Origin of the sequence: Pseudooceanicola sediminis (assembly GCF_003575965.1) — a bacterium.
Classification (GTDB): domain Bacteria; phylum Pseudomonadota; class Alphaproteobacteria; order Rhodobacterales; family Rhodobacteraceae; genus Pseudooceanicola; species Pseudooceanicola sediminis.
The window spans coordinates 45,129-71,088 of record NZ_QWJJ01000008.1; the positions used below are offsets into that span (position 1 = coordinate 45,129).

The 25,960-nt window shown below is 65.5% G+C and carries 21 protein-coding genes; 6 read left to right on the forward strand and 15 right to left on the reverse strand.

What is annotated here, in order from left to right:
• Positions 1-14 precede the first annotated feature (14 nt).
• Positions 15-1,265 carry a Zn-dependent hydrolase gene (locus tag DL237_RS10380; protein ID WP_119399007.1) on the reverse strand — a complete coding sequence of 417 codons (1,251 nt, stop codon included), beginning with the start codon at positions 1,263-1,265 and terminating at the stop codon, positions 15-17.
• A gap of 248 nt (positions 1,266-1,513) precedes the next feature.
• Here DL237_RS10380 and DL237_RS10385 point away from each other — a divergent pair, with 248 nt between their 5' ends.
• On the forward strand, positions 1,514-2,146 hold the full coding sequence (locus DL237_RS10385) for a TetR family transcriptional regulator C-terminal domain-containing protein (protein WP_119399008.1): 633 nt from the start codon (positions 1,514-1,516) through the stop codon (positions 2,144-2,146).
• Between the two features lie 106 nt (positions 2,147-2,252).
• Here the strand turns inward: DL237_RS10385 and DL237_RS10390 are convergent, their stop codons facing one another.
• The 5 genes from DL237_RS10390 to DL237_RS10410 form a co-directional block, all read right to left on the reverse strand.
• On the reverse strand, positions 2,253-2,639 hold the full coding sequence (locus DL237_RS10390; protein WP_407691905.1) for a YigZ family protein: 387 nt from the start codon (positions 2,637-2,639) through the stop codon (positions 2,253-2,255).
• A gap of 177 nt (positions 2,640-2,816) precedes the next feature.
• Positions 2,817-4,121, reverse strand: a complete 1,305-nt coding sequence (preA, locus tag DL237_RS10395; RefSeq protein ID WP_119399009.1) for an NAD-dependent dihydropyrimidine dehydrogenase subunit PreA — start codon at positions 4,119-4,121, stop codon at positions 2,817-2,819.
• Positions 4,122-4,187: 66 nt separating this feature from the next.
• Positions 4,188-5,522, reverse strand: coding sequence for an NAD(P)-dependent oxidoreductase (locus DL237_RS10400; RefSeq protein ID WP_119399010.1), 1,335 nt, complete (start codon positions 5,520-5,522; stop codon positions 4,188-4,190).
• Positions 5,523-5,834: 312 nt separating this feature from the next.
• Positions 5,835-6,158, reverse strand: a complete 324-nt coding sequence (locus tag DL237_RS10405) for an H-NS histone family protein (RefSeq protein ID WP_325048633.1) — start codon at positions 6,156-6,158, stop codon at positions 5,835-5,837.
• A gap of 256 nt (positions 6,159-6,414) precedes the next feature.
• A complete protein-coding gene (locus DL237_RS10410) occupies positions 6,415-8,592 on the reverse strand; it encodes an anthranilate synthase (protein WP_119399012.1) in 2,178 nt (725 codons plus the stop codon).
• A gap of 321 nt (positions 8,593-8,913) precedes the next feature.
• Here DL237_RS10410 and DL237_RS10415 point away from each other — a divergent pair, with 321 nt between their 5' ends.
• Positions 8,914-9,978, forward strand: a complete 1,065-nt coding sequence (locus tag DL237_RS10415; protein ID WP_119399013.1) for a ketopantoate reductase family protein — start codon at positions 8,914-8,916, stop codon at positions 9,976-9,978.
• A gap of 95 nt (positions 9,979-10,073) precedes the next feature.
• On the opposite strand, the gene DL237_RS10420 is transcribed toward DL237_RS10415, so the two are convergent.
• The 3 genes from DL237_RS10420 to DL237_RS10430 are packed head-to-tail and all read right to left on the reverse strand — an operon-like array spanning position 10,074 to position 12,956.
• Complete coding sequence (locus DL237_RS10420) at positions 10,074-10,652, reverse strand: amino acid synthesis family protein (RefSeq protein ID WP_119399014.1); 579 nt, start codon at positions 10,650-10,652, stop codon at positions 10,074-10,076.
• Entirely contained in the window at positions 10,645-11,514 is an 870-nt protein-coding gene (locus DL237_RS10425) for a UPF0280 family protein (RefSeq protein ID WP_233544947.1), read from the reverse strand. Before DL237_RS10425 ends, DL237_RS10420 begins: the two co-directional genes overlap by 8 nt.
• Positions 11,511-12,956, reverse strand: coding sequence for a 6-hydroxynicotinate reductase (locus DL237_RS10430; RefSeq protein ID WP_119399015.1), 1,446 nt, complete (start codon positions 12,954-12,956; stop codon positions 11,511-11,513). The genes DL237_RS10425 and DL237_RS10430 overlap by 4 nt, the downstream gene beginning before the upstream one ends.
• 170 nt (positions 12,957-13,126) lie before the next feature.
• On the opposite strand from DL237_RS10430, the gene DL237_RS10435 reads away from it, so the two are divergent.
• Positions 13,127-13,564, forward strand: a complete 438-nt coding sequence (locus DL237_RS10435; RefSeq protein WP_119399151.1) for a MarR family winged helix-turn-helix transcriptional regulator — start codon at positions 13,127-13,129, stop codon at positions 13,562-13,564.
• A 9-nt stretch (positions 13,565-13,573) separates the two neighbouring features.
• Here DL237_RS10435 and DL237_RS10440 read toward each other — a convergent pair whose 3' ends face one another.
• From DL237_RS10440 to DL237_RS20575, 6 genes are all read right to left on the reverse strand, one after another.
• On the reverse strand, positions 13,574-14,287 hold the full coding sequence (locus tag DL237_RS10440) for an ABC transporter ATP-binding protein (RefSeq protein ID WP_119399016.1): 714 nt from the start codon (positions 14,285-14,287) through the stop codon (positions 13,574-13,576).
• Positions 14,274-14,999: an ABC transporter ATP-binding protein gene (locus DL237_RS10445; protein WP_119399017.1), complete on the reverse strand. Its 726-nt coding sequence runs from the start codon at positions 14,997-14,999 to the stop codon at positions 14,274-14,276. Before DL237_RS10445 ends, DL237_RS10440 begins: the two co-directional genes overlap by 14 nt.
• A complete protein-coding gene (locus DL237_RS10450; RefSeq protein ID WP_119399018.1) occupies positions 14,996-15,946 on the reverse strand; it encodes a branched-chain amino acid ABC transporter permease in 951 nt (316 codons plus the stop codon). Before DL237_RS10450 ends, DL237_RS10445 begins: the two co-directional genes overlap by 4 nt.
• Positions 15,943-16,869, reverse strand: a complete 927-nt coding sequence (locus DL237_RS10455) for a branched-chain amino acid ABC transporter permease (RefSeq protein WP_119399019.1) — start codon at positions 16,867-16,869, stop codon at positions 15,943-15,945. Before DL237_RS10455 ends, DL237_RS10450 begins: the two co-directional genes overlap by 4 nt.
• A gap of 146 nt (positions 16,870-17,015) precedes the next feature.
• On the reverse strand, positions 17,016-18,329 hold the full coding sequence (locus DL237_RS10460) for an ABC transporter substrate-binding protein (RefSeq protein ID WP_119399020.1): 1,314 nt from the start codon (positions 18,327-18,329) through the stop codon (positions 17,016-17,018).
• 282 nt (positions 18,330-18,611) lie between these two features.
• Entirely contained in the window at positions 18,612-20,009 is a 1,398-nt protein-coding gene (locus tag DL237_RS20575) for a hypothetical protein (RefSeq protein WP_158585617.1), read from the reverse strand.
• Between the two features lie 164 nt (positions 20,010-20,173).
• Between DL237_RS20575 and DL237_RS10470 the strand changes: the two genes are divergently transcribed.
• The 3 genes from DL237_RS10470 (at position 20,174) to DL237_RS10480 (ending at position 25,459) form a co-directional block, all read left to right on the forward strand.
• Entirely contained in the window at positions 20,174-22,240 is a 2,067-nt protein-coding gene (locus tag DL237_RS10470; RefSeq protein WP_119399021.1) for a hydantoinase/oxoprolinase family protein, read from the forward strand.
• 313 nt (positions 22,241-22,553) lie between these two features.
• Complete coding sequence (locus DL237_RS10475; RefSeq protein ID WP_119399022.1) at positions 22,554-24,296, forward strand: hydantoinase B/oxoprolinase family protein; 1,743 nt, start codon at positions 22,554-22,556, stop codon at positions 24,294-24,296.
• A 179-nt stretch (positions 24,297-24,475) separates the two neighbouring features.
• A complete protein-coding gene (locus DL237_RS10480) occupies positions 24,476-25,459 on the forward strand; it encodes an NAD(P)H-dependent flavin oxidoreductase (RefSeq protein WP_119399023.1) in 984 nt (327 codons plus the stop codon).
• The last annotated feature ends 501 nt before the right edge of the window (positions 25,460-25,960 follow it).

Sequence of the window (25,960 nt, forward strand, 5' to 3'; positions counted from 1 at the left end):
GGCAGGCGGCACGATCACTCTACAATCACAGCAGTCTCGACGACCGCATGCAGCAGCACATCCGCCCCCGCTGCGGCCCATTCCTTGCTGATGTCTTCCGCCTCGTTATGGCTCAACCCGTCGACGCAGGGGCACATCACCATTGCGGTCGGCGCCACCCGGTTCATCCAGCAGGCATCATGCCCGGCCCCCGACACGATATCGCGGTGCGAATATCCCAGGCGATCGGCAGCATCGCGCAACGCCCCGACACAGCCCTCATCAAAGGTCACGGGGTCGAAATGCCCCACCGGCTCGATGGAAATCCCAAGCCCCAGGTCTTCGGCAATCTTCGGCGCCTCCGCCTCCAGCCGGGCGCGCATCCCGTCCAGCTTCTCCAGGTCGGGCGAACGGAAATCGATGGTAAAGACGGCCTTGCCCGGGATCACGTTGCGCGAATTGGGATAGACATTCGCCTGGCCGATGGCGCCTACGGCATCCGGCTGCGCGTCCATCGCGATCGAATGCACCAACTCGGTGATCCGCGCCATTCCCAAGCCGGCATTCACCCGCATGTTCATCGGCGTCGATCCGGTATGCGCGTCCTTGCCGGTCAGCGTGACCTCCAGCCACCACAATCCCTGCCCATGCGTGACGATGCCGATATCCTTGCCTTCGGCCTCCAGGATGGGTCCCTGTTCGATATGCAGTTCGAAAAAGGCGTGCATCTTGCGCTGCCCCACCGGCTCATCGCCTTCCCAGCCAATCCGCTTCAGTTCGTCGCCAAATCGCTTCCCGTCGGAATCCACGCGATCCTTGGCCCAGGATTCCTCGTGCAAACCGGCGAAAACGCCGCTCGCCAGCATCGCCGGGGCATATCGCGTCCCCTCTTCATTGGTCCAGTTGGTCACCACGATGGGATGTTTGGTCTTCACATCCAGATCGTTCAGCGTCCGCACCAGTTCCAGCCCGCCAAGAACGCCCAGCACGCCGTCGTACTTGCCCCCCGTCGGCTGCGTATCGAGGTGCGAACCGACATAGACCGGCAAGGCGTCGGGGTCCGTGCCCGCCCGTTGCGCGAACATGTTGCCCATGGAATCCACCCCCATGGTGCACCCGGCGGCCTCGCACCAGTCCCGAAACAACGCCCGACCCTCGGCGTCCTCGTCGGTCAGCGTCTGCCGGTTGTTCCCGCCCGCGACACCGGGCCCGATCTTGGCCATTTCCATCAGACTGTCCCACAGTCTTTCCCCGTTAATCTTGAAATTCTCACCGGGTGCAGACATGACAAGGCTCCTTGACTGACCTAAATTCCTTTTGACCTTTTGGTCAAAGCCACGCTAGCAGAGCACATGGGGCAGTCAAGAAATTCGCCCGTCCAACACCGCTGCAAGACACCTGATGCCCGGATTGATCATATTTCAGTCACTCCGCACGCCCCGCCACGCCCACCCAAGCGACACAGCCGGCCATTTACGCAGAAAAGCTTTTAGAGACAGAAACTTCCCGTAGATTCGAAGGACCCTGCAACAGGATGAACAAACCCTTGGCCCGCACCCGAATTCAACGCAAGAACATCGCCCTGATTTCCGAGGCAGCCCTGAACATCTTCTCCGCACAGGGCTTCCGCGGCGCCACGGTCGACCAGATCGCACGCGAAGCCAGCCTGTCGAAACCGAACCTGCTGTACTATTTCCCCTCCAAGGAGGCGATCCACACGCACCTCCTCTCCACCTTGATGGACACCTGGCTCGACCCTTTGCGTGAACTCCAGGCCACCGGCGATCCGCTGGACGAAATCCTCACCTACGTGCGCCGCAAACTGGAAATGAGCCGCGATCATCCACGCGAAAGCCGCCTCTTCGCCAATGAAATCGTCCAGGGCGCCCCCCATATCCTCGGCCTGCTCGGCACCGACCTCAAGACTCTCGTCGATGAAAAGGCCGCGATCATCGCAGGCTGGATGGCCGAGGGGCGCCTCGCCCCCGCCGACCCGCATCACCTGATCTTCTCGATCTGGTCGCTGACCCAGCACTACGCCGATTTCGATGTCCAGGTGCGTGCCGTTCTCGGCCCCGACCGCCCCGATCCCTTCCCCCAGGCCGAGGCCTACCTGACGACCCTGTTCACCCGAATGCTGTCCGTGGCCCCCCAGGGCCCCGCCTGACGCGGGCGTGCCGGCCTGGATGTTTCCCTGTTTGAAATATCCCCGGGGGACGCGCCGCCGGCGCGGGGGGCGGCGCCCCCTCCACCTCTACCGCCAGGGCCGTCGTTCACCCGGCACGACCTGCCCCGGGATCAATGCCGACCTGGTCGAAATAGGCGCGAACCGCGCTCTGGACATGGCGAAACCGGTCGCCGCCCAGATGCGTGCCCCCGAACCAGCGGGTCACGATGACGACATGCCCCCGAAGGTCCGCGCGTTCCAGCATCCGCAAGATCACCAATCCAGCCCCTGCCTCGCCATCGTCGGACTTCACCGGTTCGCCCGGCAACAGCAGCGCCCAGGTGTTGTGGGTTGCCTTGGCGAATTTCTTGCGCCGCTTCAGTTCCTTGATCATCGCCTCGGCCTGCGCCCGGCTGTCCGCTGGCCCGCCCGACACCGCGTATCGCGATCCGCGGTCGCTCAGGACATTTTCCAGAATGGTCAGTTCCGTCATGCTCACCTCGACGCCGCATTAGGGGCCCGCAATCCCGGGGTCCGCAATATCGCACCCGCCCCGCCTTGGAAACACGCGCCCCACCACCTCCCCCCCTGAAAGCAGGTAGGGCCGCCCGATAAGGACGACCCTGAGACAGCCTGAAAACTGGTGGGGATCAGATTGCCTGTCTCAATCTCATTCAGCCGCCTTGATCGCGCCGGGGTTATTCGGATGGCTGGTCCAGTTGGCATAAGGTTTGACGATTTCCCCGGTACGCTCGTCCAACGCGCCCATTTCCAGCTCGACCATCTCGATACAGCCCTCGACAGGGCAGACATTAACGCAAAGGTTGCACGCCACGCATTCGTCATCCTTTACCGTGAACACCCGATCAATGGACATGTCGATCGCCTGGTGGCTTGTATCCTCGCAGGCGGCATAGCAGCGGCCGCAGGAAATGCAGGCATCCTGGTCAATTCTGGCCTTGGTCACGTAATTCAGGTTCAGATATTGCCAATCCGTCACATTGGGCACCGCCATGCCGACAAAATCCGACGTCTTCTCATATCCCTTTTCATCCATCCATTGGCTCAGACCCGAGATCATCTCCTGAACCACCTTGAAGCCATAGGTCATTGCAGCGGTGCACACCTGTACATTGCCCGCGCCAAGCGCCATGAATTCCGCCGCGTCCCGCCATGTCGTGATACCGCCGATGGCACTGATCGGCTTGCCATTGGTTTCGGGATCACGGGCGATTTCCGCGCACATGTTCATCGCGATCGGCTTGACCGCCGGTCCGCAATACCCGCCATGCGTGCCCTTGCCGTCAATCATCGGCTCCGGGCTCATCGCATCCAGATTGACGCTGGTGATTGAATTGATGGTGTTGATCAGGCTCACCGCATCGGCATTGCCCTTGAACGCAGCACGGGCAGGCTGGCGAATATCGGTGATATTCGGTGTCAGCTTCACGATGACCGGCTTGGAATAGTACATCTTGCACCATTCCGTCACCATGGTGATGTATTCCGGCACCTGCCCGACAGCCGACCCCATGCCACGTTCGGCCATCCCGTGCGGACATCCGAAGTTCAGCTCGATCCCGTCCGCCCCGGTCGCTTCGACCAGCGGCAGGATGGCTTTCCATGCCTCTTCCTCGCAGGGCACCATGATCGACACGATCAGCGCCCGATCGGGATAGTCCTTCTTGACGCGCGTGATCTCCTCTAGATTGCGATGCAGATCGCGGTCCGTGATCAGTTCGATGTTGTTCAACCCGAGCAGCCGGCGGTCGGCACCGAAAATCGCGCCGTAGCGTGGCCCGTTCACGTTCACGACCGGCTGACCTTCCATGCCGAGCGTCTTCCACACCACGCCACCCCACCCAGCCTCGAAGGCACGGCGCACGTTGTATTCCTTGTCGGTCGGCGGTGCAGAGGCCAGCCAAAAGGGGTTCGGGCTGGTAATGCCCAGAAAAGTTGTCGTCAGATCAGCCATATCACGTCTCCCTGCGTAGGGCGGCCGGGCATGCCCGAAACCACCTTTGCGTGGGGGGCTCGCGCCCTACCCCATCAATGCCTTGTGAATATCCTCGGCCGCATCGCGCCCTTCGGCCACGGCGGTCACCGTCAGGTCCTCGCCACCCAGGGCACAGTCCCCCCCGGCCCAGACGCCCTTAACCGAGGTACGCCCGCCCCCCGTCACCACGATCTTGCCCCGGGTGATTTCCAGCCCCTCGGGCGCGCCCTGCAACGTCTGGCCAATGGCCTTGAACACCTGGTCCGCCACCAGCCGCACCGTCTCGCCGGTGCCGGTCAGACGGCCATCCACGTCCTGCGTATACTCCAGCTCGACCTCGCTGGCCGCGCCGTTGCCGTGCACGGCAACCGGCATCACGTTGGTCATGATCCGCACGCCCTTGGACGCCGCAAGATCCTGTTCAAACTGCGATGCCCCCATGCGGTCGGCTCCGCGCCGATAGGCCACGGTAACGCTCTCCGCGCCCAGCAGCCGCGACTGGACGGCGGCGTCGATCGCCGTCATCCCGCCACCGATCACCACGACGCGACGCCCCACCGGCAGCGTCGCCAGATCCTCCGCCTGCCGCAACTCGGCAATGAAGGAAACAGCGTCGACAACCCCGTCCTTCTCCGCACCCGCGACCGACAAGGCATTGACCCCCGCCAGGCCAATCCCGAGGAAAACGGCATCATGGTCCTGTTTCAGCTGCTCCAGGCTCAGTCCGGCGCCCAGCGATCTGCCGGTTTCCACGGTGATCCCGCCGATCCCCAGCAGCCAGGCGACCTCGCGCGCGGCGAAATCCTCGGTCGATTTGTAGGCGGCGATACCGAATTCGTTCAGGCCGCCCGCCTTGGCGCGGGCGTCATACATGACCACGTCATGCCCCTTCATCGCCAGGCGGTGCGCGCAGGCCAGGCCCGCAGGACCAGCCCCCACAACCGCCACGCGCTTGCCGGTTTCGGCGGCGCGGGCAAAGGGGTGCGAATTGCGCGCCATCAGCGTGTCCGTCGCGTACCTTTGCAGACGACCGATCTCGACCGGCTGACCCTCTGCCGTTTCGCGCACGCAGACCTCCTCGCACAGCGTCTCGGTCGGGCAGACCCGCGCGCACATCCCGCCAAGGATGTTCTGTTCCAGGATCGTCCTTGCCGCCGCTTCGGGCGTACCGGTCATGATCTGGCGGATGAACAACGGAATGTCGATCGAGGTCGGACAGGCCGTCATGCACGGGGCGTCGTGGCAGAAATAGCAGCGGTCCGCTGCAACATGCGCCTCATGCGGCGTCAGCGGCGGATGCAGGTCCTGAAAATTCACGTCCAGATTTTCGCCCGGCAGGCGCCCCGGCTGGATACCCGGTGTCATTGTCGTGTTGCTCATCCTGGGGCCTCCCGTTGAGATCCTTGGTAGAGCCAGCGTGGCATGTTTCAATTTTTTATCAAATGGTAAATTTTCTACGCGGACATTATTTTTCAAATGGCCCCGCATCTGCGCAAAATTCAATCGCCCCGCCGTACGACCGGATGCACCGCACGTGCAAACCGACCGTCCGAACCAACAGCCCCCCTGACAGACCTGCAAACAGCAGGCCCCTGCGCATAAAAAAAGAGGCCCCTGGCCCCTTCATCGGTCTCACTCGCGGCGGTCTGGCCGGGCTCCATGAACGCATGGTGGCCCGACCGTACCGGACGATTATTTCACGATCAGAAACTGATCCAGGGACTCGCCCCGCGCAATCGCATCCTTGATCCAGCTCGGCTGGCGGCCACGGCCGCTCCACGTCTGGGTCAGGTCTTCGGTATTGCGGTATTTCGGCGGATTCACTTTCGGCTTACGGCTACCGTGGTTCCCCGTCAGGTCGGACAGGGAAAATCCCATTTCCGCGGCCTTGGCTTCAAGTTCGGCAATTGCCGCTTTGCGCTGACGGTCTTCGTAGGTCTTGATGGCAGTGTTCACCTGCACTTGCAACTTTTTCAGATCCGCCAGTGCCATGGCGTCCAGATCTAAATCTAACATTTTCATTGTCCTCATACACTCAGAAACGGAGTGGCCATTTCTGAAAACGACCTTTAAGACGATTTATTCATCATTGGCAATAGAGCAGAAATAATCAAGATTTGGTTAATCCGAAATTTATTGTGCTTGAGCGAACATCCGCCAGATCATCACGCCGATGTCTAAAGATGACGCTATTGGGCATCCGTACAAAATGAAAAGACCGGACACCTTTCGATGTCCGGCCTGTCCAGCATTCAATTGCAGATTGAACGGGCTACTCGCCTGCCATTGCCTTTGCCCCTGTATTGACGCCAAGGCGCGCCACCACGTTTTCAATCATTCGCATTCCTGCGTCCTGGCCCAGAGACATGATTGACTCGGGGTGAAACTGCACGGCTGCAATTGGCAGGTCGCGATGTTCTATTCCCATGACGATACCATCCGAAGTGCTGGCCGTAATAGCCATCTCCTGCGGCAGGCTTTCCACGGATACATGCAGGGAATGATATCTTCCAATCGTGATCTGCGACTCCAGCCCGGCAAAGACCTCGCCCGGATTGGTGATTGAAATGCGCGACGGTTTGCCATGAACCGGGTCGTCCAGCTGCCGCAACTCGCCCCCGAAATATTCCGAAATCGCCTGCAGGCCGAGGCAGACGCCGAACAAGGCCAACCCACGGTCCAGCGTCTTGCGGATCGTGGCCGCGCAATCGAAATCCGACGGGTTGCCCGGCCCCGGCGACAGCACGACCAGATCCGGGCGGAACTGGTCGAAAACCGCATCGGCAACGGGGCTGCGGGTCGTCAGAACCTCGGCCCCTGTCTGGCGAAAGTAGTTGGCCAGCGTATGCACAAAGGAATCTTCGTGATCGACCAGCAGCAATCGCCGCCCCTTGCCGGACGGCAGGCGGGTGCCGTCCCCGCCCCCGCTGTTGCTGCGCATGTCGCCGCGAATGGCGGCCCGCATGGCGCTGGCCTTCAGCTCGGTCTCGGCCTCTTCCTCGTCCGGGTCGCTGTCGTTCAGCAGGGTCGCACCGGCGCGCACCTCGGCAACACCGTTCTTGATGCGAATGGTGCGCAGCGTCAGGCCGGTGTTCATGCCACCGTCGAACTGGATCGCCCCGACCGCGCCGCCATACCAGAACCGCGTGCTCTTTTCGTGCTTTTCGATGAACCGCATCGCCCACAGCTTCGGCGCGCCAGTGACCGTCACGGCCCAGGCGTGCGACAGGAAGGCGTCAAAGGCATCCATTCCCTCGCGCAGACGCCCCTCGATATGGTCGACCGTATGGATCAGGCGCGAATACATCTCGATCTGGCGCCGCCCGATCACGCGCACGCTGCCGGGTTCGCACACCCGGCTCTTGTCGTTGCGATCCACGTCCGAACACATCGTCAGCTCTGATTCGTCCTTTTTGGACTGCAACAGCTTCAGGATCTGCTCGCTGTCCTCGATCGCGTCCCGGCCCCGCTTGATGGTGCCGGAAATCGGGCAGGTCTCGACCCGCCGTCCCGTCACCCGCACGAACATCTCGGGGCTGGCGCCCACCAGGTACTCCTGTTCGCCAAGGTTCATGATGAACCCGAAAGGGGCCGGATTGATCTTTTTCAACCGCTCGAAAATGGCCGAAGGGCTGTCCTTGCACGGCTCGTAGAACACCTGCCCCGGCACCACCTCGAACAGGTCGCCGCGGCGAAAGCTTTCCTTGGCGCGGGTGACAAGCTGGGCGTATTCGCCGGGGTTGTGATCCCCGCGCGGCAGATCCTCGCGTCCCCGCTGGAACGGTTCGGCCACGCTGCCGCCACGCGCGCCCTCGGTGCTCAGCCCATCCTTGGCGAACTCGTACCGGTACCGCATGGCCGAGGTCGAATAATGGTCCCCGACCAGGATGTCATCTGCTAGGAACAGCACCAGGTCGCGCTGATCGGCAGGGCGTTCCAGGGTGAATTCGATCGGCTCGAACTGGAACGCCAGGTCATAGCCAAACGCGCCGTACAACCCGAGGTGCCCGTCTTCGTCGGTGAAAAACAGCGCCACGATGGCCCGCAATACGGAAAACACCGACGGTGCGCGCGACCGCTCTTCCTCGTTGTACACCCGGTCGGGCTGGCGGATGTCCAGCGTGATGGTGGTCTGCGAAACCTCGGCCCCGGCGACCGCGTCCAGCGCGGTGACCGTCGGCGCGATCATCTGCAACAGAACTTCGCCGCGCCCGTTCAGCGCCCGCAGCTTCATCTTGCGACCACGGCTTTCGATCATCACCGGCGGCTCGGCAAAGCCGAAATCCCACCGGGTATAGCGGCCGGGATATTCGTAGTTCGAAGTCAACAGCACCCCGCGGTGCGAATCCAATTGTACCGCCAGCGCATCGGTGTCGGTCATGTAGGTCGCGGGCAGTTCGCGGCGGGTGACGGTCACACCCCCCTTGGTCTGGAAAGTGAGGTCGGTCATCGGGAATACATCTCTGTGCAGGGGCGGCGCGCGGACAAGGGCGTCAGACCGCTTTGGCAATGGAATGGGGTCAGTGCGGCGATGGCCTTACCATCGCCGGGAAAACGGCCAGCTTTGCCATCGTTTCCCGCTCATTCCGTGCCCTTCTTTCGTCCTGCCTGCCCGATCGTGCCGGGCAACATGACTTAGCAATGAAAATCGACCCTGTAAATCCGTCCTTGGGCGCCGCCTGTCAAGCACTCTTGCAACACCGCCTCGCCTTGCGCCCGGCCCGATCCCGGGCCTAGTTTGCCCGGAACGCAAGACAACAGGAAATGCCCGATGACCGAAGTGACCCAGACCCCGCCCGCCGACCTGCCCGACCTGCCCGACCTGCCCGACCGCCCCCTGTCGATCTGCGTCGTCGGGGCCGGGGCGATCGGCGGCGCCATCGCCGCCCAGCTTGCCGCGGCCCCGCCCGAAGCCGGGATCGGCGCGGTCTCCGTCGTCGCGCGCGGTGCGCATCTTGCGGCCATCCAGGCGCAGGGCCTGCGCCTCAGAACCACCTCTGCCCCCGACATTCGCACCTTTCAGGTGACCGCCACAGACGACCCCGACAGCCTGCCCGCGCAGGACGTGATCATCACCGCACTGAAGGGGCACCAGATACCGCCCATGGCAGATCAGCTCGCTCGGCTGCTCGCGCCCCATGGCCGCATCCTCAGCGTCGTCAATGGCCTGCCCTGGTGGTACCCGATCAGCGATGGCAACGGCGGCACCCGCGGCGCGGACGAGGTCGACCCGGGCGGGGCCTTGTGGTCTGCCATCGGGCCGGCGCGGGCCATCGGCGCCATCGCCTTTTTCAGCGCCTTTGTCGAGGAACCAGGTCTTATCAACGTCAACAACGAAGGCTACATCGACCTTGGCCGCCTGCCCGGCCAGGACACGCGCGACGTGCTGCGGATGGCCGAGGTGATGCAAGCCGCCGGTCTGTCGATCCGCCGCACCCAGCCATTCCAGAATGCACTGTGGAACAAGATCATGGGCAACGCGGCGCTGAATTCGGTCTGCGCCGTTTCGCAGACGCCGGTGCACAAGGCGCTGGCCGATCCGGTGCTGATGCAGTTCGTCGTCGCGATCATGCACGAGGTACAGGCCGTCGGGCTGGCCGAACAGGTCGTATTCCCGACCTCACCCGAACAGCGCGCACAGGCGGCGCGGGAAAAGCTGCGGATCAAGCCGTCGACCCTGCAAGACCTCGAAGCCGGCCGCCCGATGGAGATCGAGCCTATCTTCGGCGCCGCCCTTGCGGTGGCGCGTTCGCATGGGCTGGGATGCCCCAACCTCGCGCTGGTCACCGCCATGCTGCGCGCCATTGACCGCACCCGTTTCGGCGATCCCGCCTGATCACCCAAGTGGCCCGCAGCAGCGGGCCACCCCACACGCAGGCAGGCGCAGGCCCGTCAGATGAGCGGCGGGCCCCCGACAGGCACCTGCACGGCTCAGCGCAGACCATCGCCCTTGGAAATCTGATCGACCGTCAGCCCGCCGACACGCGCGTGGATGCGCCCGCCGCGCGACATCGCCAGCGCGAACAACAGCTCGTCGGCTTTCGGGCCGTCAGGCAGCCCCACCTCCATCGCGTCGAAGTGGCTGCGCACATAGGCCGCGTTGATATGGCCCAGCGGAATGTCGATCCGCGTGCCCGGCCCGCCCTGCTTCATCGACGACGGCACGATGGCCAGCGCCTCGCCCAGCCGTTCGCGCATCGAATACCCCCCCGGCACGTGCCACAGCGCGGTATGCTCCAGCTCTCCGGCCTCGCCGCACATGGCCGCCTTGCCGTAACCGTCGATCCCCTCGATCCCGCCCATGGCCGCAATCAGCTTGTCGGTCATCTCCAGGCCCAGCGGTTTCAGGTCGTCCATCGCGCTGGCAATATCCTCGACATAGCCGCCCGCAAAAGGGTTTTTGACCAGCGCCACGATGGCACCGCGCTGCCGCGCAGGCCCGCTCGGGCCACCGTCATGGGCAATCTCTTCCAGGAAAATCATCGTCTTGCGCAGGGTGAATTCAGCCATGCCGCTCCTCCAGTTTCATTTTTTCATCCGTTATCAGATCGCGCGCGCCAACCTGCCGCGATTGCCCCTGCAACGCCAGGTGCACCGGCCCGATCACCCCGCGCGCCTGCAACTCCGCCGCATGAGAGGCACCGCGCGCCAGCGCCAGCGCCACCTCGGCCTCGCTCAGGGGATCCAGGCCCACCGTCACCAGACGCGCGCCCAGGTCACTGTCGGGCGACAGCGCGTCGGCGGGGCGGCGATGCACTGCGGGATGGCCCGGCAGATCGACGCGATTGGCGATCATCGTCGCCGCCGCGTCGGCCACCGCGGCGCCGCGCGCCAGCACCGTCACCGCATCCGCGATGCCCAGCGAATGACTGCGCCCCCCCCGACCGGATGTCGCGCAGCCCCGCCACGGGGCAGAGGCCGGCACCGCGATCACGCCGCCCGCCATCGCCAGCCGCATCTCTTCGTCTCCGCCGACCTGCCAGGCAATATCCCCGCCGTTGTTCACCCACAGCTTGGCGCCCGGCGCGACAGCGGCCATGGCCCCCAGAACCTCCTCGGCCACGGCGCCGGCCACCGCCGCCATCGGCGTGATGAAATCGGGCGCATGGGGGGCAACCGCACGCGCCATGCGCTGCGCCACCACGCCCTGCGGCTGGCCACCCTGGCGGCGCAGCTCGGCCAGTTCCGCCACCAGATCTTCCAGTAGGCCGTCGAAACGCCGGACCGCCGCCGCATGGGCCACAGGTCGCACATCCACCTCCGCCCAGAGGATCAGGTCGATCGGCCCCGCCTGCAAATGCAGCCGCGCGCCATCGGGCAGCATCGCCGCCCGCGCCACGCCCGAGCGCATCTGCGGCAGCGCCTCGATCACCGCACGACCGGGGCAACCGGGGCGACCGCGCGAAAGCTGTCGCCGTATTCGCCGCCCTCTTCCAGCACCTGCGCCAGCGGCCGGATCGCGGCCCCATAGCCGCCGAGGGCGACGTACAGATCGCGCGGCATGGTGAATTCCAGCGGCGCGACCAGCGCCGGCGTCGGCACATAGCCAAAGCTGCCCGCCGGCATGTCCAGCACATCGACCATCAGGGTAATTCCGCCGCCGGGCCACAAAAACGCCTGCGCCCCGCCCAATGTCACCTTGGCCGCGCCCGATTGCACCGCGCGGGTCAGCCGCACCGGGTTCTGCGTGACCCCGGATCGCAACGACCCACCGGCCCCGGCGCAGAACATCACCGTGCACAGCGCCGGTTCGCAGTTTTCCTCGATCAGCGCGACCGAGGGGCGCAAGCTCTCGGGCAGCGGTTGCTGCACCGGGCGCAGGTCCGCATCCAGCACGTAATAGGCTGCATGTTCGCCCGTGGTCGACACCATCAGCAGCGTCAGTCCGGGCCGCGCGCCCTTCTTGGGCTGCCAGTCGCCAAGGATGGTCAGCGGATCGCTGATATCTGTGCCACCCCAGCCCAGCCCCGGCTCGGCCACCTGAAAGTACCGGCCCGGCGTCGACCGCCGCCCCTTGATCTTGATCCCGGTGTCCTGCCAGCCGATCACCTTGCCCGCCTGATGTTCGCTGACCACGCCGGTGATATGGTCGTCTACCACGACAACCTCGTCGACCAGGCCCTGCCACTGGCTCGCGAACATGCCGATTGTCGCGCTGCCGCAACCAACGCGCATCCGTTCCTCGCGCGCACCGTCCACGACGGGGGCCTGCCCCGCCTGCACCAGCACGGTTGACCCGCCCTCGATCTCCAGCTCCACCGCCGCGCCGTTGCACAGCGCCATCAGCGTGTCGCAGGTGGCACGCCCCTCGGCCTTGGACCCGCCCGTCAGGTGATCCACACCGCCCAGCGACAGCATCTGCGACCCATACTCGGCCGTCATCACCATGCCGATCGGCTCGCCCCTGGCGCGCACCACCGCGCGCTCGTCCCCGATGTGGCGGTCGGTGTCGATCTTTACCTTGACGCCACAGTAGGAATAGATCGCCTCGGTCACGACCGTCACCGTATCGACGCCCTCGATCTCGCGGCTGACGATGAACGGCGCCGGTTTGAAATCGGGATAGGTCGTGCCCGCGCCGATGCCCGACACGAACAGATCGCCCCCCGCCACCGCGTCACCGTCCCAATCACGCTGCGCAAAGGGGCGGATCTCTCCGCCCGCCGCGATACGCCGATCCAGCACCGTCACCGGATCACAGCGCACAATCCGTCCGCCTTCGTTTGCATATCGGTCACAGGCGCCTGTGCGCCCTTCGGCCACATAGCACATCACCGGGCAGGCATCGCATCGGATCTTGTCAACTGGCGCCATACCGCGTCACTCCTGTAAACAAGGGGTCCGGCGCCGCACCGGCCAGCAGAGCCGCCGCGCGATACGCCCGACATTTTGTTCGTATACAAATGGAATTTGCCTGTTCGCCGACCTCGGTGTCAATCTCTTTCCACCTTGCCAATCGCAACCGGGCCAGAGATACCTTTTTCATGCAATATGAGTTCAAGGATAAGGCAGCAAATGCCTACAGGCTGGAGGAGCAGGTTGGCTTCCTTCTGCGCCGTGCGTCGCAACGCCATCTCTCTATCTTCACCCAGATGCTGCCCGATCTCACCTCGACACAGTTCGCCACGCTGGCCAAGCTGTGCGAAATGGGGCCGACCTCGCAGAACGCGCTTGGCCGCGCCGTGGCGATGGACGCCGCCACGATCAAGGGTGTCGCGGACCGCCTGCGCGCCCGGGGCCTCGTCATGGCAACCCCCGACGAAGAGGACCGCCGCCGCCACTACCTCTCGGCCACCGAAGAGGGCCGCGCGCTCTATGAACGCACCGCCCATGCCGCCCTTGCCATCACCGGCGAAACCCTCGCCCCGCTTGATGCCGATGAAATCGAGACATTCCTGACCCTGCTGCGCAAGCTCTGCTGACCCTCCGCCTCAGACCCCCAGATGCCCCCGCAGGCGCCTGGCATGTTCCGGCACCGCCAGATCGGCGCGGCTGAAATCTTCGGCATTGCGGCCCATCTCGATCACGCTGACCCGGTCGGCAAGCCCCAGCACGGCATCGATGCGCTGTTCCACCAGCAGCACCGCCAGCCCCTTGTCGCGCATCGCCACCATGACCTGCCGGATCGCCTCGATCATCGACGGCTGAAGCCCCTCTGTCGGCTCGTCCAGCAGCAACAGCCTTGGCCGCACGCACAGCGCCCGCGCCGTCGCCAGCATCTGCTGTTCGCCGCCCGACAGGGTGCCCGCGCGCTGGCTCATGCGTTCCTGCAGGCGCGGAAACAGCTCCAGCACCTCGGCGCGCAGGGCGCGGCGGCTGGCGGTGTCCTTTGGCCCGGCCCCAACACCGACCTCGATATTCTGCGCCACGCTCAGATCCGCAAACAGCCGCCTGCCCTGCGGCACGTACCCGACCCCCTGTCGCGGCACCTGGTGCGCAGGCATCTGCGCCAGGTCGGCGCCCCCCAGACCGATCCGCCCCGCCTCGGCGCGCACCAGCCCCATGATCGCCTTCATCAGCGTCGTCTTGCCCGCGCCGTTGCGCCCCATCAGCACGGTGATTTCCCCGGCCTCGGCACGCAGGTTCACGCCCCGCAACACCGGCGCGGCGCCATACCCGGCACTCAGCCCCTCAATGTTCAGCATCGTCGCCTCCGGTGCCCAGATAGGCCGATTGCACCTCGGCACTTTGGTGGATCTCCTGCGGCGTCCCCTGCGCCAGCACCTCGCCGAAATTCAGCACGGTGATGCGGTCGGCCAGCTCCATCACGACGGACATGTTATGCTCGATCAGCAGGATCGTCGTCTCGGTCGCCAAGCCGCGGATCAGCGCCTTGAAGCCAGCGATCTCGCTCTCGGCCAGGCCCTGCGTCGGCTCATCCAGGATCAGCAAGGCCGGGCGCTGCGCCAACCCCATCGCAATCTCCAGCAACCGCTGGTGCCCATAGGACAGATCGCCCGCGATTTCCCCGGCACGCGCCCCCAGTCCGACCCGTGACAGGGCCGAGGCAACCTCGGCCTCGACATCCCCGCCCAGACGCCGGGCGGCAAGGGCGACATTTTCATGGCAGCTCAGCTTGGCAAACACGCTGGTGATCTGAAAGGTATAGGCCATGCCCGCCTGCACCCGCGCCTGCGCCCCCAGCCGCGTCACGTCCCGCCCCTCAAAGGTGATCACCCCGGAGGTGGGCCGCAGCCGCCCGATCAACATCGACACAAAGGTCGTCTTGCCCGCGCCGTTCGGCCCGATCAGCGCATGAACCTCGTGGCGGTGCAGCGCGAAATTGATGTCGTGGTTGGCGCGCAGCCCGTCAAAGCTCTTGCTCAACCCCTTGGTCGACAGGATCACATCGCTCATGGCAGATCCCTCCACAGGCGTCGGCGCACCTCGCCCACGATACCCTGCGGCGCGAACAGCGTCAGGCCCACCAGCACCACGCCCGCAATCAGCATGTAGGCGTCGGTCACCCCGGTCGCGAGGTCGATCAGATAGAACATGAACAGCGTCCCCACGAACGGCCCCAACACGGTGCCCGCGCCGCCCAGCAACACCCAGAGCAGCGCAAAGATCGAATATTGCACCCCTGCAAAGCTGGCCCCGACATAGCCGAACAGCAGCCCGTAGGCGGCCCCCGACGCGGCCGAGATCGCGCCGGAAATCACCAGCGCCCCCAGCTTGCGGCGTCCCGTGTCATAGCCCAGCAGGCGCGCGCGTTCCTCGTTTTCACGGATCGCCACCAGAACCCGGCCAAAGGGTGCCCTGACCAGCCACAGGCTGAACAGCAGCGCGGCGGAAAACAGAACCCATCCGACCAGATATCGCGGGTGCTGCTGGCTCAGGTCGATGCCTGCCAGCGTCCGGCTGACGCCCGGCACGACAAACCCGTCGTCGCCATGGGTGATATCCCCGAAATACAGGATCGTCAGGTAGACCGCCTGCGCGAACATCAGCGTCACGATCATGAACGACACGCCCGCCGTGCGCAGCGCCAGCGCGCCGACCACCAGCGCCAGCAACGCGCCGGCCCCCGTACCGACCAGCCACGCGGGCAGCGCCGACATGCCGAAATGCAGCCCCATCAGACCCGCGCCATACAGGCCCGCGCCAAAGAACATCGCATGGCCAAGGCTCAGCAGCCCGGTATAGCCAAAGGCGATATTGTACCCGATCGCATAGACCGCCAGCACCATGACCCGCGCCAGCACGCCCTGATGATAGACCGGCAGGACAAAGTTCAGCGCAAACAGCACCGCCACCAGCCCCAGATGCAGCGCGACGACCGCGCCCCAGGTCTTGCCCCTCATCGCTCACGCACCCCGAACAGGCCCTGCGGGCGGAACACCAGCACCAGCGCCACCAGCAGCGTCGCGATGATCTTGGCCAGCGTCGGCGTGAAAAAGACCGAGATGATGCCATCGCTCATCCCGATCAGCACCGCCGCAACGACCGTGCCCGCAAGCGAGCCGAGCCCGCCGATGATCACCACGATAAAGCTCAGCAACAGGGCGTCGCCCCCCATCAGGTAATGCGCCTGCTGGATCGGCACGATCAGCACCCCGGCCAGCGCCGCCAGCGCGGCCCCCGCGCCAAAGACCAGCGCATAGACCCGCTCGACCGGGATGCCGAAGGCCGTCGCCATCTCGCCGTCGGCCTGCGTCGCGCGCATGATCAGCCCGGCGCGGCTGCGCGTCATGAACAGGCGCAGCGCCGCCAGCAGCACCACGGCCGCCACGATCACGAACAGCTTGTAACTCGTCGTCGACAGACCCCAGGGGAAATACAGGCCAATCCCGCCCTCGCCCCACTCGACCCACGGCAGGGCAATGCGGCTGTTGAACGGCGGCGCCACGGGCCGCGCCTCGGGGCCATACCCCATCAGCGCCAACTGCTGGATGATGTACAGCAACCCGATGGTCGCCACGATCGTGCGCTCGGGGTCATAGCTTAGCCGCTTCAGGATCGTCACATCCGCCAGCACCGCCAGCGCGCCGACGATCAGCGGCGCCAGGATCAGGGCCGCGACGAAATTGATCACCGCTCCGCCGCCCAGCACGCTGGTCACCACCCAGGCCATCACCGCGCCCAGCATGTAGAACTCGCCGTGCGCCACGTTGACAACGCGCATGACACCGAAGACGAGGCTCAGCCCCGAGGCCATCAGCGCCAGCACAGCCGCCAGCACCGCGCCCTCCAGGCAGGCGAGCAATAAGTAAGGTCCGAATTCCATTGATCATTCTCCGAGGGCGCTGCCGATCCGTGCCGGGCAGGTGGCGGGTCCCTCAACCGGGCGCGACTGGCCCGCTGGTCTGGACATGTCCTCCCCCTGCCCGGCACGCGGCGTCGGACAGGGGGATCGTTTCAGGCGCGATGGCGTCAGAAACTCATCGTGGTGTAGTCCACTTCGTCCGGGTACAGCGTATCTTCGTAGTCGACCGTTTCGGCCACCACCAGCTTGCCGTCCGTCACCTTGGAAATGTACTGCGGCCCGAACACCTGGTGCGTCTTGCCGTTGAACCGTTTCGCGCCCTGCGGGTGGTCCGGCCCGGCGGGCATGTCGGTCATCGCCTCGACCGCCTCGATCAGCGCCTGGCGGTCATCGGTGGATTTGTAATCCGCCGCTTCCATGCCCGCCTTGATGATGTGCAGCGTTTCCCAGCAGCCGAACATGTGCGCCGCGGTCGACACATCCGCCCCGTCGCTGGTGCTGGCGCCATTCGCGTCGATCCCCACCGCATCGCGGTAGGCTTTGACATAGTCGGGCGCATCGTCCTGCAGGTACCGCGGCATCCCTTCCCAGAAATACGTGCCCTCCAGGAACTCCAACCCGGGCGAGGACAGATCGACCGCCTCCAGCGAATCGATGAAGCCGAAGATCTCGGGGCGCGAGGGTCCGAAGAACTCGCCCATCTCCTTGACAAAGGTCAGCACGGCCGGCCCGACCATGACGTGATAGATCACTTCGGTGTCGCGCGGGATCTTGGGGAAATACTTGGTAAAGCTGGTCTCGGTCGGCGGAATGGCGATCTGCGCCACCACTTCGCCACCCGCTGCCGTGATCGCCGGGGTCAGGTTGTCGCGGTGATCATAGCCGAAACCGTAATCGGGGTAGATCATCGTCACCTTCTTGCCCAGCGTATTGGTCAGAAAGGGGGCCATCGCCGTCACCTGGCTTTTCACGTCCGTGATACCGGGTTGCAGCGTCCAGCGGTTCAGCATCCCCGACGCGACGTGATGCCCCTCGGACACCACGAAATACGGCAGCTTCAGTTCAGCCGCGCGCGGGGCGGCCCCGATCACGACATGGCTGAACAGCGTGCCGAAGGCGATGTCGCACTTGGACTGGCTGGCGAATTTCTCCAGCACCTCGGCGGCGCGTTTCGGGTCGGTGCCGTCATCCTCGGTCACCAGTTCCACCTGGCGGCCATTGATACCGCCCTCTGCGTTGATCTTGGCCAGGGCCGCAACCGAGGTGCGCTCGTACCAGCGGCCATAGGCCGCGCCGATGCCGGTGGCGTGCTTGCCAAAGCCGATGCGGATCGGCTCGGCGCTCTGCGCGCCGGCGTAACGCGACCACAGCGGCATGGTGGCCGCCGCACCTGCGCCCGCGGCCAGGGTCTTCAGCGCCTGGCGGCGCGTCGGCAGGGCTGAACTCGCCCCGGAAAGTCTCTTGCTGGGTGTATCGGTCATGATCAGAACATCCCTGTTGGATATGATTGACGAGGTCTTATTAGGCTGACCCTGCGTCGCAGTCTGTAGGCGCGCAAATGAGCTGTCCAATAATTTATCTGCACCGAAACTCGTTTGTGTGCATTCTTTCTGGTCGCCGCTCAAAGATCGGGCGCCACTCCGCCCCGCATTGCCGCCCGCTGACATTCCGCCCGCCCGAACGTCGCCCCTTGCCCGAACGTCGCCCCGCCCGTGCTACGCCCCGCCCGCGCTACGCCCCGCCCCAACCACAGCCCGCCCGCATCATGCGCCGCGCGGTGATGCCAGCAGCCACAGCCCGAAAAGGGTATAGGCGATCATGAACAGCGCCAGCGGCGCCTGGCTGATCGCCGCGCGCCGGTGGCTGCCGGTCAGCCGCAATGCGGCGGCATGGCTCATCAGGATGGCAATGACATGGCCCAGGACAACGGCCCCCGCCTGCACCATGAACAGCACATGAACCGGGGCGCGCTGGTTCAGGAACCCCGTCGTCACCTCGATCTCCGGCCCGCCGATGTGATCGCTGACTATGTCCGCCAGGTACTGCCCGTTCACCAGCGCCGCCGTCAGGTAATGGGCAATGTGATAGCCAAAGGCGATCGGCAGGATCGCGGGGGCCAGCATCCGAAACCCCAGGGCAAAGCGGCGATCCCCGACCAGCAGCAACCCGGCCTGCACCGCCAGACCATAGGCCGCCACCAGCGCCGCCACCGCCACGCCCAGCCCGACGGCATTCGGCAGAACCACGGCGGACCGCCCGCTGAACTCCAGCGGATTGACCCCGATCCAGCCCAGCCAGGCAAAGGTCTCGTTCAGGCCGTCGAAACTGCCGCAGGCCAGCGTGATCAACATGAAGATCGCCAGCGACACGCCCGGCACCGGGGCGCTCACCCAGCCCCAGCCCGGCAAGCCGGCCTGTATCGCCCCGCCCCGCCGCGCCACCGGCGCAAGCCGCGCATAGGCGCGCATCACGATGCCCACCCCCTCGGCCCGCACCAGCCAGACCGGCCCGAAGATCACGCATCCCGTCAAGGTCAGCACCCAATACCCCAGCACCATCCAGGCCAGCCGGTCCGGATCCGCCGGGGCAATATCCACCAGCAGCACCGCCGCAAAGGCACCATAGCTCAGCACCCCCGGCCAATGACCCAGCCCGCGCGGCCATCGCAAGACCGGGCGCAGTCCGCAGGCCCGCAACAGCGCATAGGGCGCCCGAAACGGGCTGACCCAGCGCCACAGGTCCCCGACGATCCCCTGCGCCGTGACGACGAACAGCCACATCGCCGTCCAGACCAACAGCGGCAGCGCGTTGTGCGTCGGGTCCTGACCGCCGCGCAACCCCTCCACCACCGCCCCCGCCAGCAGCACCGCGCACACGCCCGATGTCAGCAACGACCACCGCGCGCCACCGCACAGTGCGAACAGCCGCCGCGTCGCGAACATCCCCCGCGCCGCCCGTTCCGGCAACAGCAAGATCAGCAGCACCGTCGCCGCCACGCTCGCCGCGCCGCCCCAGACGTAATAGCCCGTCGGCAGCAACAGCACGAAGCCCCCCTCCGAGGTATGCGCCAGCGCACCCGCAGGCCAGACCGCCGCCAGAAACCACCCAAATACCGCCCAGATACCGCCCAGATACCGACGTTCCAGATTCAGCCTTTTCATGCCCACCCCCGCCTAGGTTTCCCGGTGCCGATCATGGCGACGGCCCGAAAGCTAAGCAAACGACAACTTGACGAAGCCGCCTCCGCACGCAACCGATTGACTTCTGTCTGCACATTGGAAAATCATTTGCACACAAACATACCAATCCGGGGAACAGGCACGACATGGCTTCAGGCGAGGATACGATGACAGGGCAGGTGATCGGCGTCGACGTGGGCGGAACCTTCACCGATCTCATACTCATGGACCCGGCCACGGGCGCGGTCCGTCTGGCCAAGGTGCCCTCCACGCTGGATGACCAGTCGCGGGGCGTGATGATGGCCGTGGCCGAAGCCGGGGCCGATTTGCCCGACACCGCCCTGATCGTGCACGGCACCACCACCACGACCAACGCCGTGCTGGAACGCAAGCTCGCCCGCACTGGCATGATCACGACCAAAGGCTTTCGCGACGTCCTGGAGCTGGGCCGCAGAACCCGCCCCCAAGCCTATGGAATGAAAGGGGAATTCACCCCGCTGATCCCCCGCGACCTGCGCCTTGAGGTGCCCGAGCGGATGGACGCCGAGGGCCGTGTCATCACCCCCCTCGACGAAGAGGCCCTGGCCGATGCGGCGCGCAAACTCCTCGCGCTCGGCTGCACCTCGGTGGTCGTGCACTTCCTGCATTCCTATCGCAATCCGGCACACGAGGCGCGCGCGGGCGAGGTGCTGCGCACCCTCTGGCCCAACAGCTACATCACCCTCGGCCACGCCCTTCTGTCGGAAAGCCGCGAATACGAACGCGGCGTGACAGCCGCCGTCAATGCCTCGGTCCAGCCCATCCTAGACCGCTACGTGACCAACCTCGCCGGCTCCCTGGCCCAGGGTGGTTACGCGGGTGAACTGCTGGTGATGAACGGCAACGGCGGCATGGTCTCGGCCTCCCGCGTGGCCGAAGAGGCCGCCCGCACGGTGATGTCCGGCCCCGCCTCCGGCGTCATGGCCGCCGCCTTCACGGGCCGCGCGGCCGGCATCGAAAACCTGCTGACCTACGACATGGGCGGCACCTCCACCGACGTCGCCCTGATCCGAAATGCCCAGTCTCCCGTCTCCAACGAGATCGAGATCGAATACGCCATGCCGATCCACGTTCCCATGGTCGACGTGCGCACCGTGGGCGCAGGCGGCGGCTCCATCGCCCGCGTCAATCCCGCCGGCCTGCTCGAGGTCGGCCCCGAATCCGCCGGCGCCACCCCCGGCCCGATCTGCTACGGGCGCGGCGGCACCGAACCCACCATATCCGACGCCAACCTCCTGCTCGGCCGCCTGGATCCCGCACGGCTGAAGTCCGTCGAAGGCGGCGTCACGCTGGAACAGGTCCGCGCCATCTTCTCGGAAAAACTGGGAAAACCGCTCGGCCTCACCCCGGAAGAGGCTGCCGACGCCGTGATCCGCCTCGCCAACGTCAAGATGGCGGGGGCAATCCGAATGGTCTCCGTTTCGCTCGGGGCCGATCCGCGCGACTTCGCCCTCTTCGCCTTCGGTGGCGCCGGCCCGCTGCATGCCGCAGCCCTGGCGCGCGAACTCGGCGTGCCGCGGGTGCTCGTGCCGGCCCGCCCCGGCATCACCAACGCGCTGGGATGCCTTGTCGCGGACCTGCGCCACGACTTTACGCGCACCCTGGCCACCCCCCTTGATACGCTCGACATGTCCCAGCTCTCCAGCACACTTGCCGCGCAGGCGAGCGAAGGGCGCGCCCTGATCGCCCGCGAAAAGGTCTCCGTCACCGACACCCGCGTCCTGCACTCGGTCGACATGCAGTTCATCGGCCAGACCCACCTGCTGCGCGTCGACCTTCCCGACCCCACACTCACGCGCGAGGCCCTGCAAGCCCGGTTCGAAGATGTCTACTTCAACCGCTTCCGCGTCCGCCTCGACACCATCCGCGCCGCCGTGGTCAATGCCAACACCTCGGTGATCGGTACGCGTCAGGGCCTCGATCCCGCCACGCTGATCCCGGCGCAGGAACGCAAAGCCACGGTGGACGCCGCCTGCCGCGGCAGCCGCAAGGTGCGCTTCTCCGGCCAGGTCCATGACACGCCCCTCTATCAACGCGATCGCCTGCCCGCCGACGCCGCATTCGATGGCCCCGCGATCCTGGAGCAGATGGACACCACCACCCTCATCCCCCCCGGCGACCGCGTCACCACCGATGCCATCGGCAATATCCTGATCGAGATCGGCGCCGCATGACACGATCACGCTCCCTCCACCCCGACGCCGCCCTCGCCTCGCGCCCGCCCCTACGCCCCCGACGCCCCCACCGCGTGCCCGCCCGGCTGCCTCTCCCGCACGCATCCCCCTGCCCGCTCCGAACATCCGACGCAGCTTCTCTCCCTTTTTCAGACCCTCCCCCTGTCCCGGGCCAGCTCCCCTCCGCAGGGCTCCCCTCCCAAGGACGCCCCTTCCAAGGCCAGATCCGTTTCCCTGTTCCAAGTATCCCCGCCGGAGGCATCGCCCCCCGGGGCGATCTCCCCTCTCTCCGCCCAGCCCCCGAGGTCCGCCCATGACGCCCGAACTCGACCCCATAACCCTCTCCGTCATCCAGGCCGGGCTTCAGCAGGTCTGCGACGAGATGGACCTCTCCTTCTCCCGCGCCGCCTTCTCTCCGGTGATTGCCGAAGCGAACGACCGCTCGGATGGCATCTATTCCGCGACCGACGGCGCCCTCATTGCCCAGGGCGCCCAAGGGCTTCCGGTCTTTGTCGGCACCATGCAATATTCCACCCGCGTGCTGATCGAACGTATCCGCGACGGCCTCACCCCCGCACCGACGCCCGGCGACATCTACATCGTCAACGACCCCTACCTTGGCGGCACGCACCTGATGGATGTCCGTTTCGCCAGCCCCTTTTACCGTGACGGCAAGATCTTCTGCTGGCTTTCCAACACGGGCCACTGGCCCGACACCGGCGGCGCCGTTCCCGGCGGCTTCTCCGCCTCCGCCACCTCGGTCGAACAGGAGGGGCTCCGTCTGCCCCCGGTCCGACTGTTCAAACAGGGTGTGCTGGACAGCGAAATCTACCAGGTCATCTGCTCCAACATTCGCGTCGCCGACCAGCGGATCGGGGATGTACAGGCCCAGGCCGCTGCCCTGATGGTCGGCGCCGACCGCCTCTCCGAATTGCTCGACCGCTACGGCGATGCCACTGTCTCGGCGGCGATCGACGAACTGCGCCATCGCGCGGCACGGCAGATGCGCACCTATCTCGCCCAGGTCCCCGAGGGGACGCATACCGCCTCGGCCTGGATCGACAGCGACGGCGTGGTCAATACGCCCCTGGAAATCCGCCTCTCCGTCCACAAGACCGACGCAGGCCTCACCTTCGACTTCACCGGCTCCTCCGCCCCCTGCGCCGGCCCGATGAACTCCGTGCTCGCCACGACGCTCTCCTCGGTCTACCTCGCCATGCGCCACATCTTCCCCGAGGTGCCCATTTCCGCCGGTGCCTTCGAACCCCTCCATGTCACGGGATACGCTGGCACTTTCCTTGACGCGCAATATCCGCGCCCGGTCTCGGGCTGTGCCGCCGAAGTCAGCCAGCGCATCGCCGAAGCTGTCTTCGCAGCGCTCGCCCCGGCACTTCCCGACCGCGTCACGGCCGCCCCCGCCGGAACATCGGGCAACTTTGCCCTCGGCGGGCACGACCCGGAAAAGCAACGCGATTTCGTCATGTACCAACTCTCGGGCGGGGGCTACGGCGGCAATGCCGATCACGACGGACTCTCGAACGGCTGCTCCACCATCGGCATATCCAAGGCACCGCCGGTCGAAATCATGGAGGCGCAATTTCCCGTCCTCTACCACCACTACGCCCTGCACGAAGGCTCTGGCGGCGCGGGCCGGCATCGCGGCGGCTTCGGCCTGGACTACGCGCTGGAACTGCGCCGAGGGGCGGCAACCGCCAGTTTCGTCATGGACCACGGCCGCGGCGGGCCGCTCGGTGCGCTCTCCGGCCGCGACGGCGCCGTGAATCAGGTCAGGGTGATCCGCAACGGTACCCCCCACATCCCCGAACACCTGTCCAAGGAACAGGACATTCCCCTCGCCCCGGGTGATGTGGTTCATGTCAGAACCCCCGGTGGCGGCGGCTACGGCGATCCGCTGACACGCGCTCCCGCCGCGGTCGCCGACGACGTGCGCCTCGGCCGTTACACCCCCGATCAGGCCCGCAGCCTCTTCGGGGTCGCCCTCGCACCGGACGGCACTGCGGACCTGCACGCAACACGCCAGCTGCGCACGCCCTGACCCGTTTCCCTGTTGGAAATATCCTCGGGGGGCAAAGGCCGCCCAGGCGGCCTTTCGGGGGGCAGACAGCCCCCCCCGCCTGTTTCTGACGCAGCGACACGGATGACAGCTGCGACCTCCCATGCCACACCTCGGGGCAACAGCACACGCCGCGCGCGGCCGGATTTGGGAGGATCCACATGGCTCTACCACCACACTTGCAAAACCTTCGACTGCCCCTCATCGGCAGCCCGCTCTTCATCATCTCCAACCCGGACCTGGTCATCGCACAGTGCAAGGCGGGCATCGTCGGCAGCTTTCCCGCCCTCAATGCCCGTGAAAGCGACGGCGATCCAATCCAGCTCGACCTCTGGCTGACCCGCATCCGCGAAGAGCTCGACCGCCACAACCAGGCCAATCCCGACACTCCCGCCGCGCCCTACGCAGTCAACCAGATTGTTCACCGCTCGAACCCCAGGATCGAACGCGATATCGAGATCTGCGCCCGCCACGAGGTACCGATCTGGATCACCTCGCTGGGCGCACGTACCGACGTGAACGACGCCGCCCACGCCTCCGGCGGGATCGTCCTGCACGATGTGATCAACAACCGCTTTGCGCACAAGGCGATCGAAAAGGGCGCGGATGGGCTGATCGCAGTCGCGGCCGGTGCCGGTGGTCACGCAGGGGCGTTGTCTCCCTTTGCCCTGGTGCAGGAAATCCGCAGCTGGTTCGACGGCCCGCTGTACCTGTCAGGGGCCATCGCGCGCGGCGACTCCCTGCTGGCAGCCCTCGCCATGGGGGCCGATGGCGGCTACGCCGGTTCCGCCTTCATCGCGACCGAAGAGGCCAACGCCCAGGACGCCTACAAACGCATGATCGTCGACAGCGATGCCTCCGATATCGTCTACTCCGACCTGTTCACCGGTGTCTGGGGCAACTACCTGAAACCCTCGATCGCCGCCGCCGGAATGGACCCCGAAACACTGGAGCGGTCCGACCCGTCGAAGATGGATTTCGGCGGTGCCAAGCCGAAAAGCTGGAAGGAGATCTGGGGGTCCGGCCAGGGCATCGGTGCCGTCGAGGACGTGCTGCCCACGGCAGAGCTGGTTGCACGGCTCGAGCGGGAGTTCCTGGCAGCACAGGATCGCCTGGCCGGACAGCTGGGCTGGCAACGGCGTTGATGATCGCTCATCAGGGATAGCAGATCAGAGGGATCGCCTGGGGCATGCCGGGCGGAGGGGCGCTGCCCCTCTGCCGCCGGGGGCGGCATTCACCCCGGGATATTTCCAACAGGGAAACCTCCGAAAGGGAAGATCGCCGGTGGCGCGGGGACACCGCAGCGGGACCGTTTCGATACCGCCACGATACCGACGTCGGAAAGACAGATCCCTGGCCCCGACGCTTGGCGCAGATTTACATCCCGAGGGGTCGGACGCCTTGACTGGGCATACGGTTCGATCAGCAGCTGGACCGGGTGGTTTAATATCTGATCGTTCGGTTCAGACGGTGTCCCGCAGGTCGAAAGCACGCCCTGATCTGACGGTAAAATGCTTGGGAGCCGCGCGAAAAGGGGCACATTTGCAAGTGCCTGCGCCCTTGATCCCCGAGGCGATCCGGGACGAAAGCGGATTCTCGCCTGCATTTAACTTTATGCAAACAAATCAACCATATAAATGCCCCGT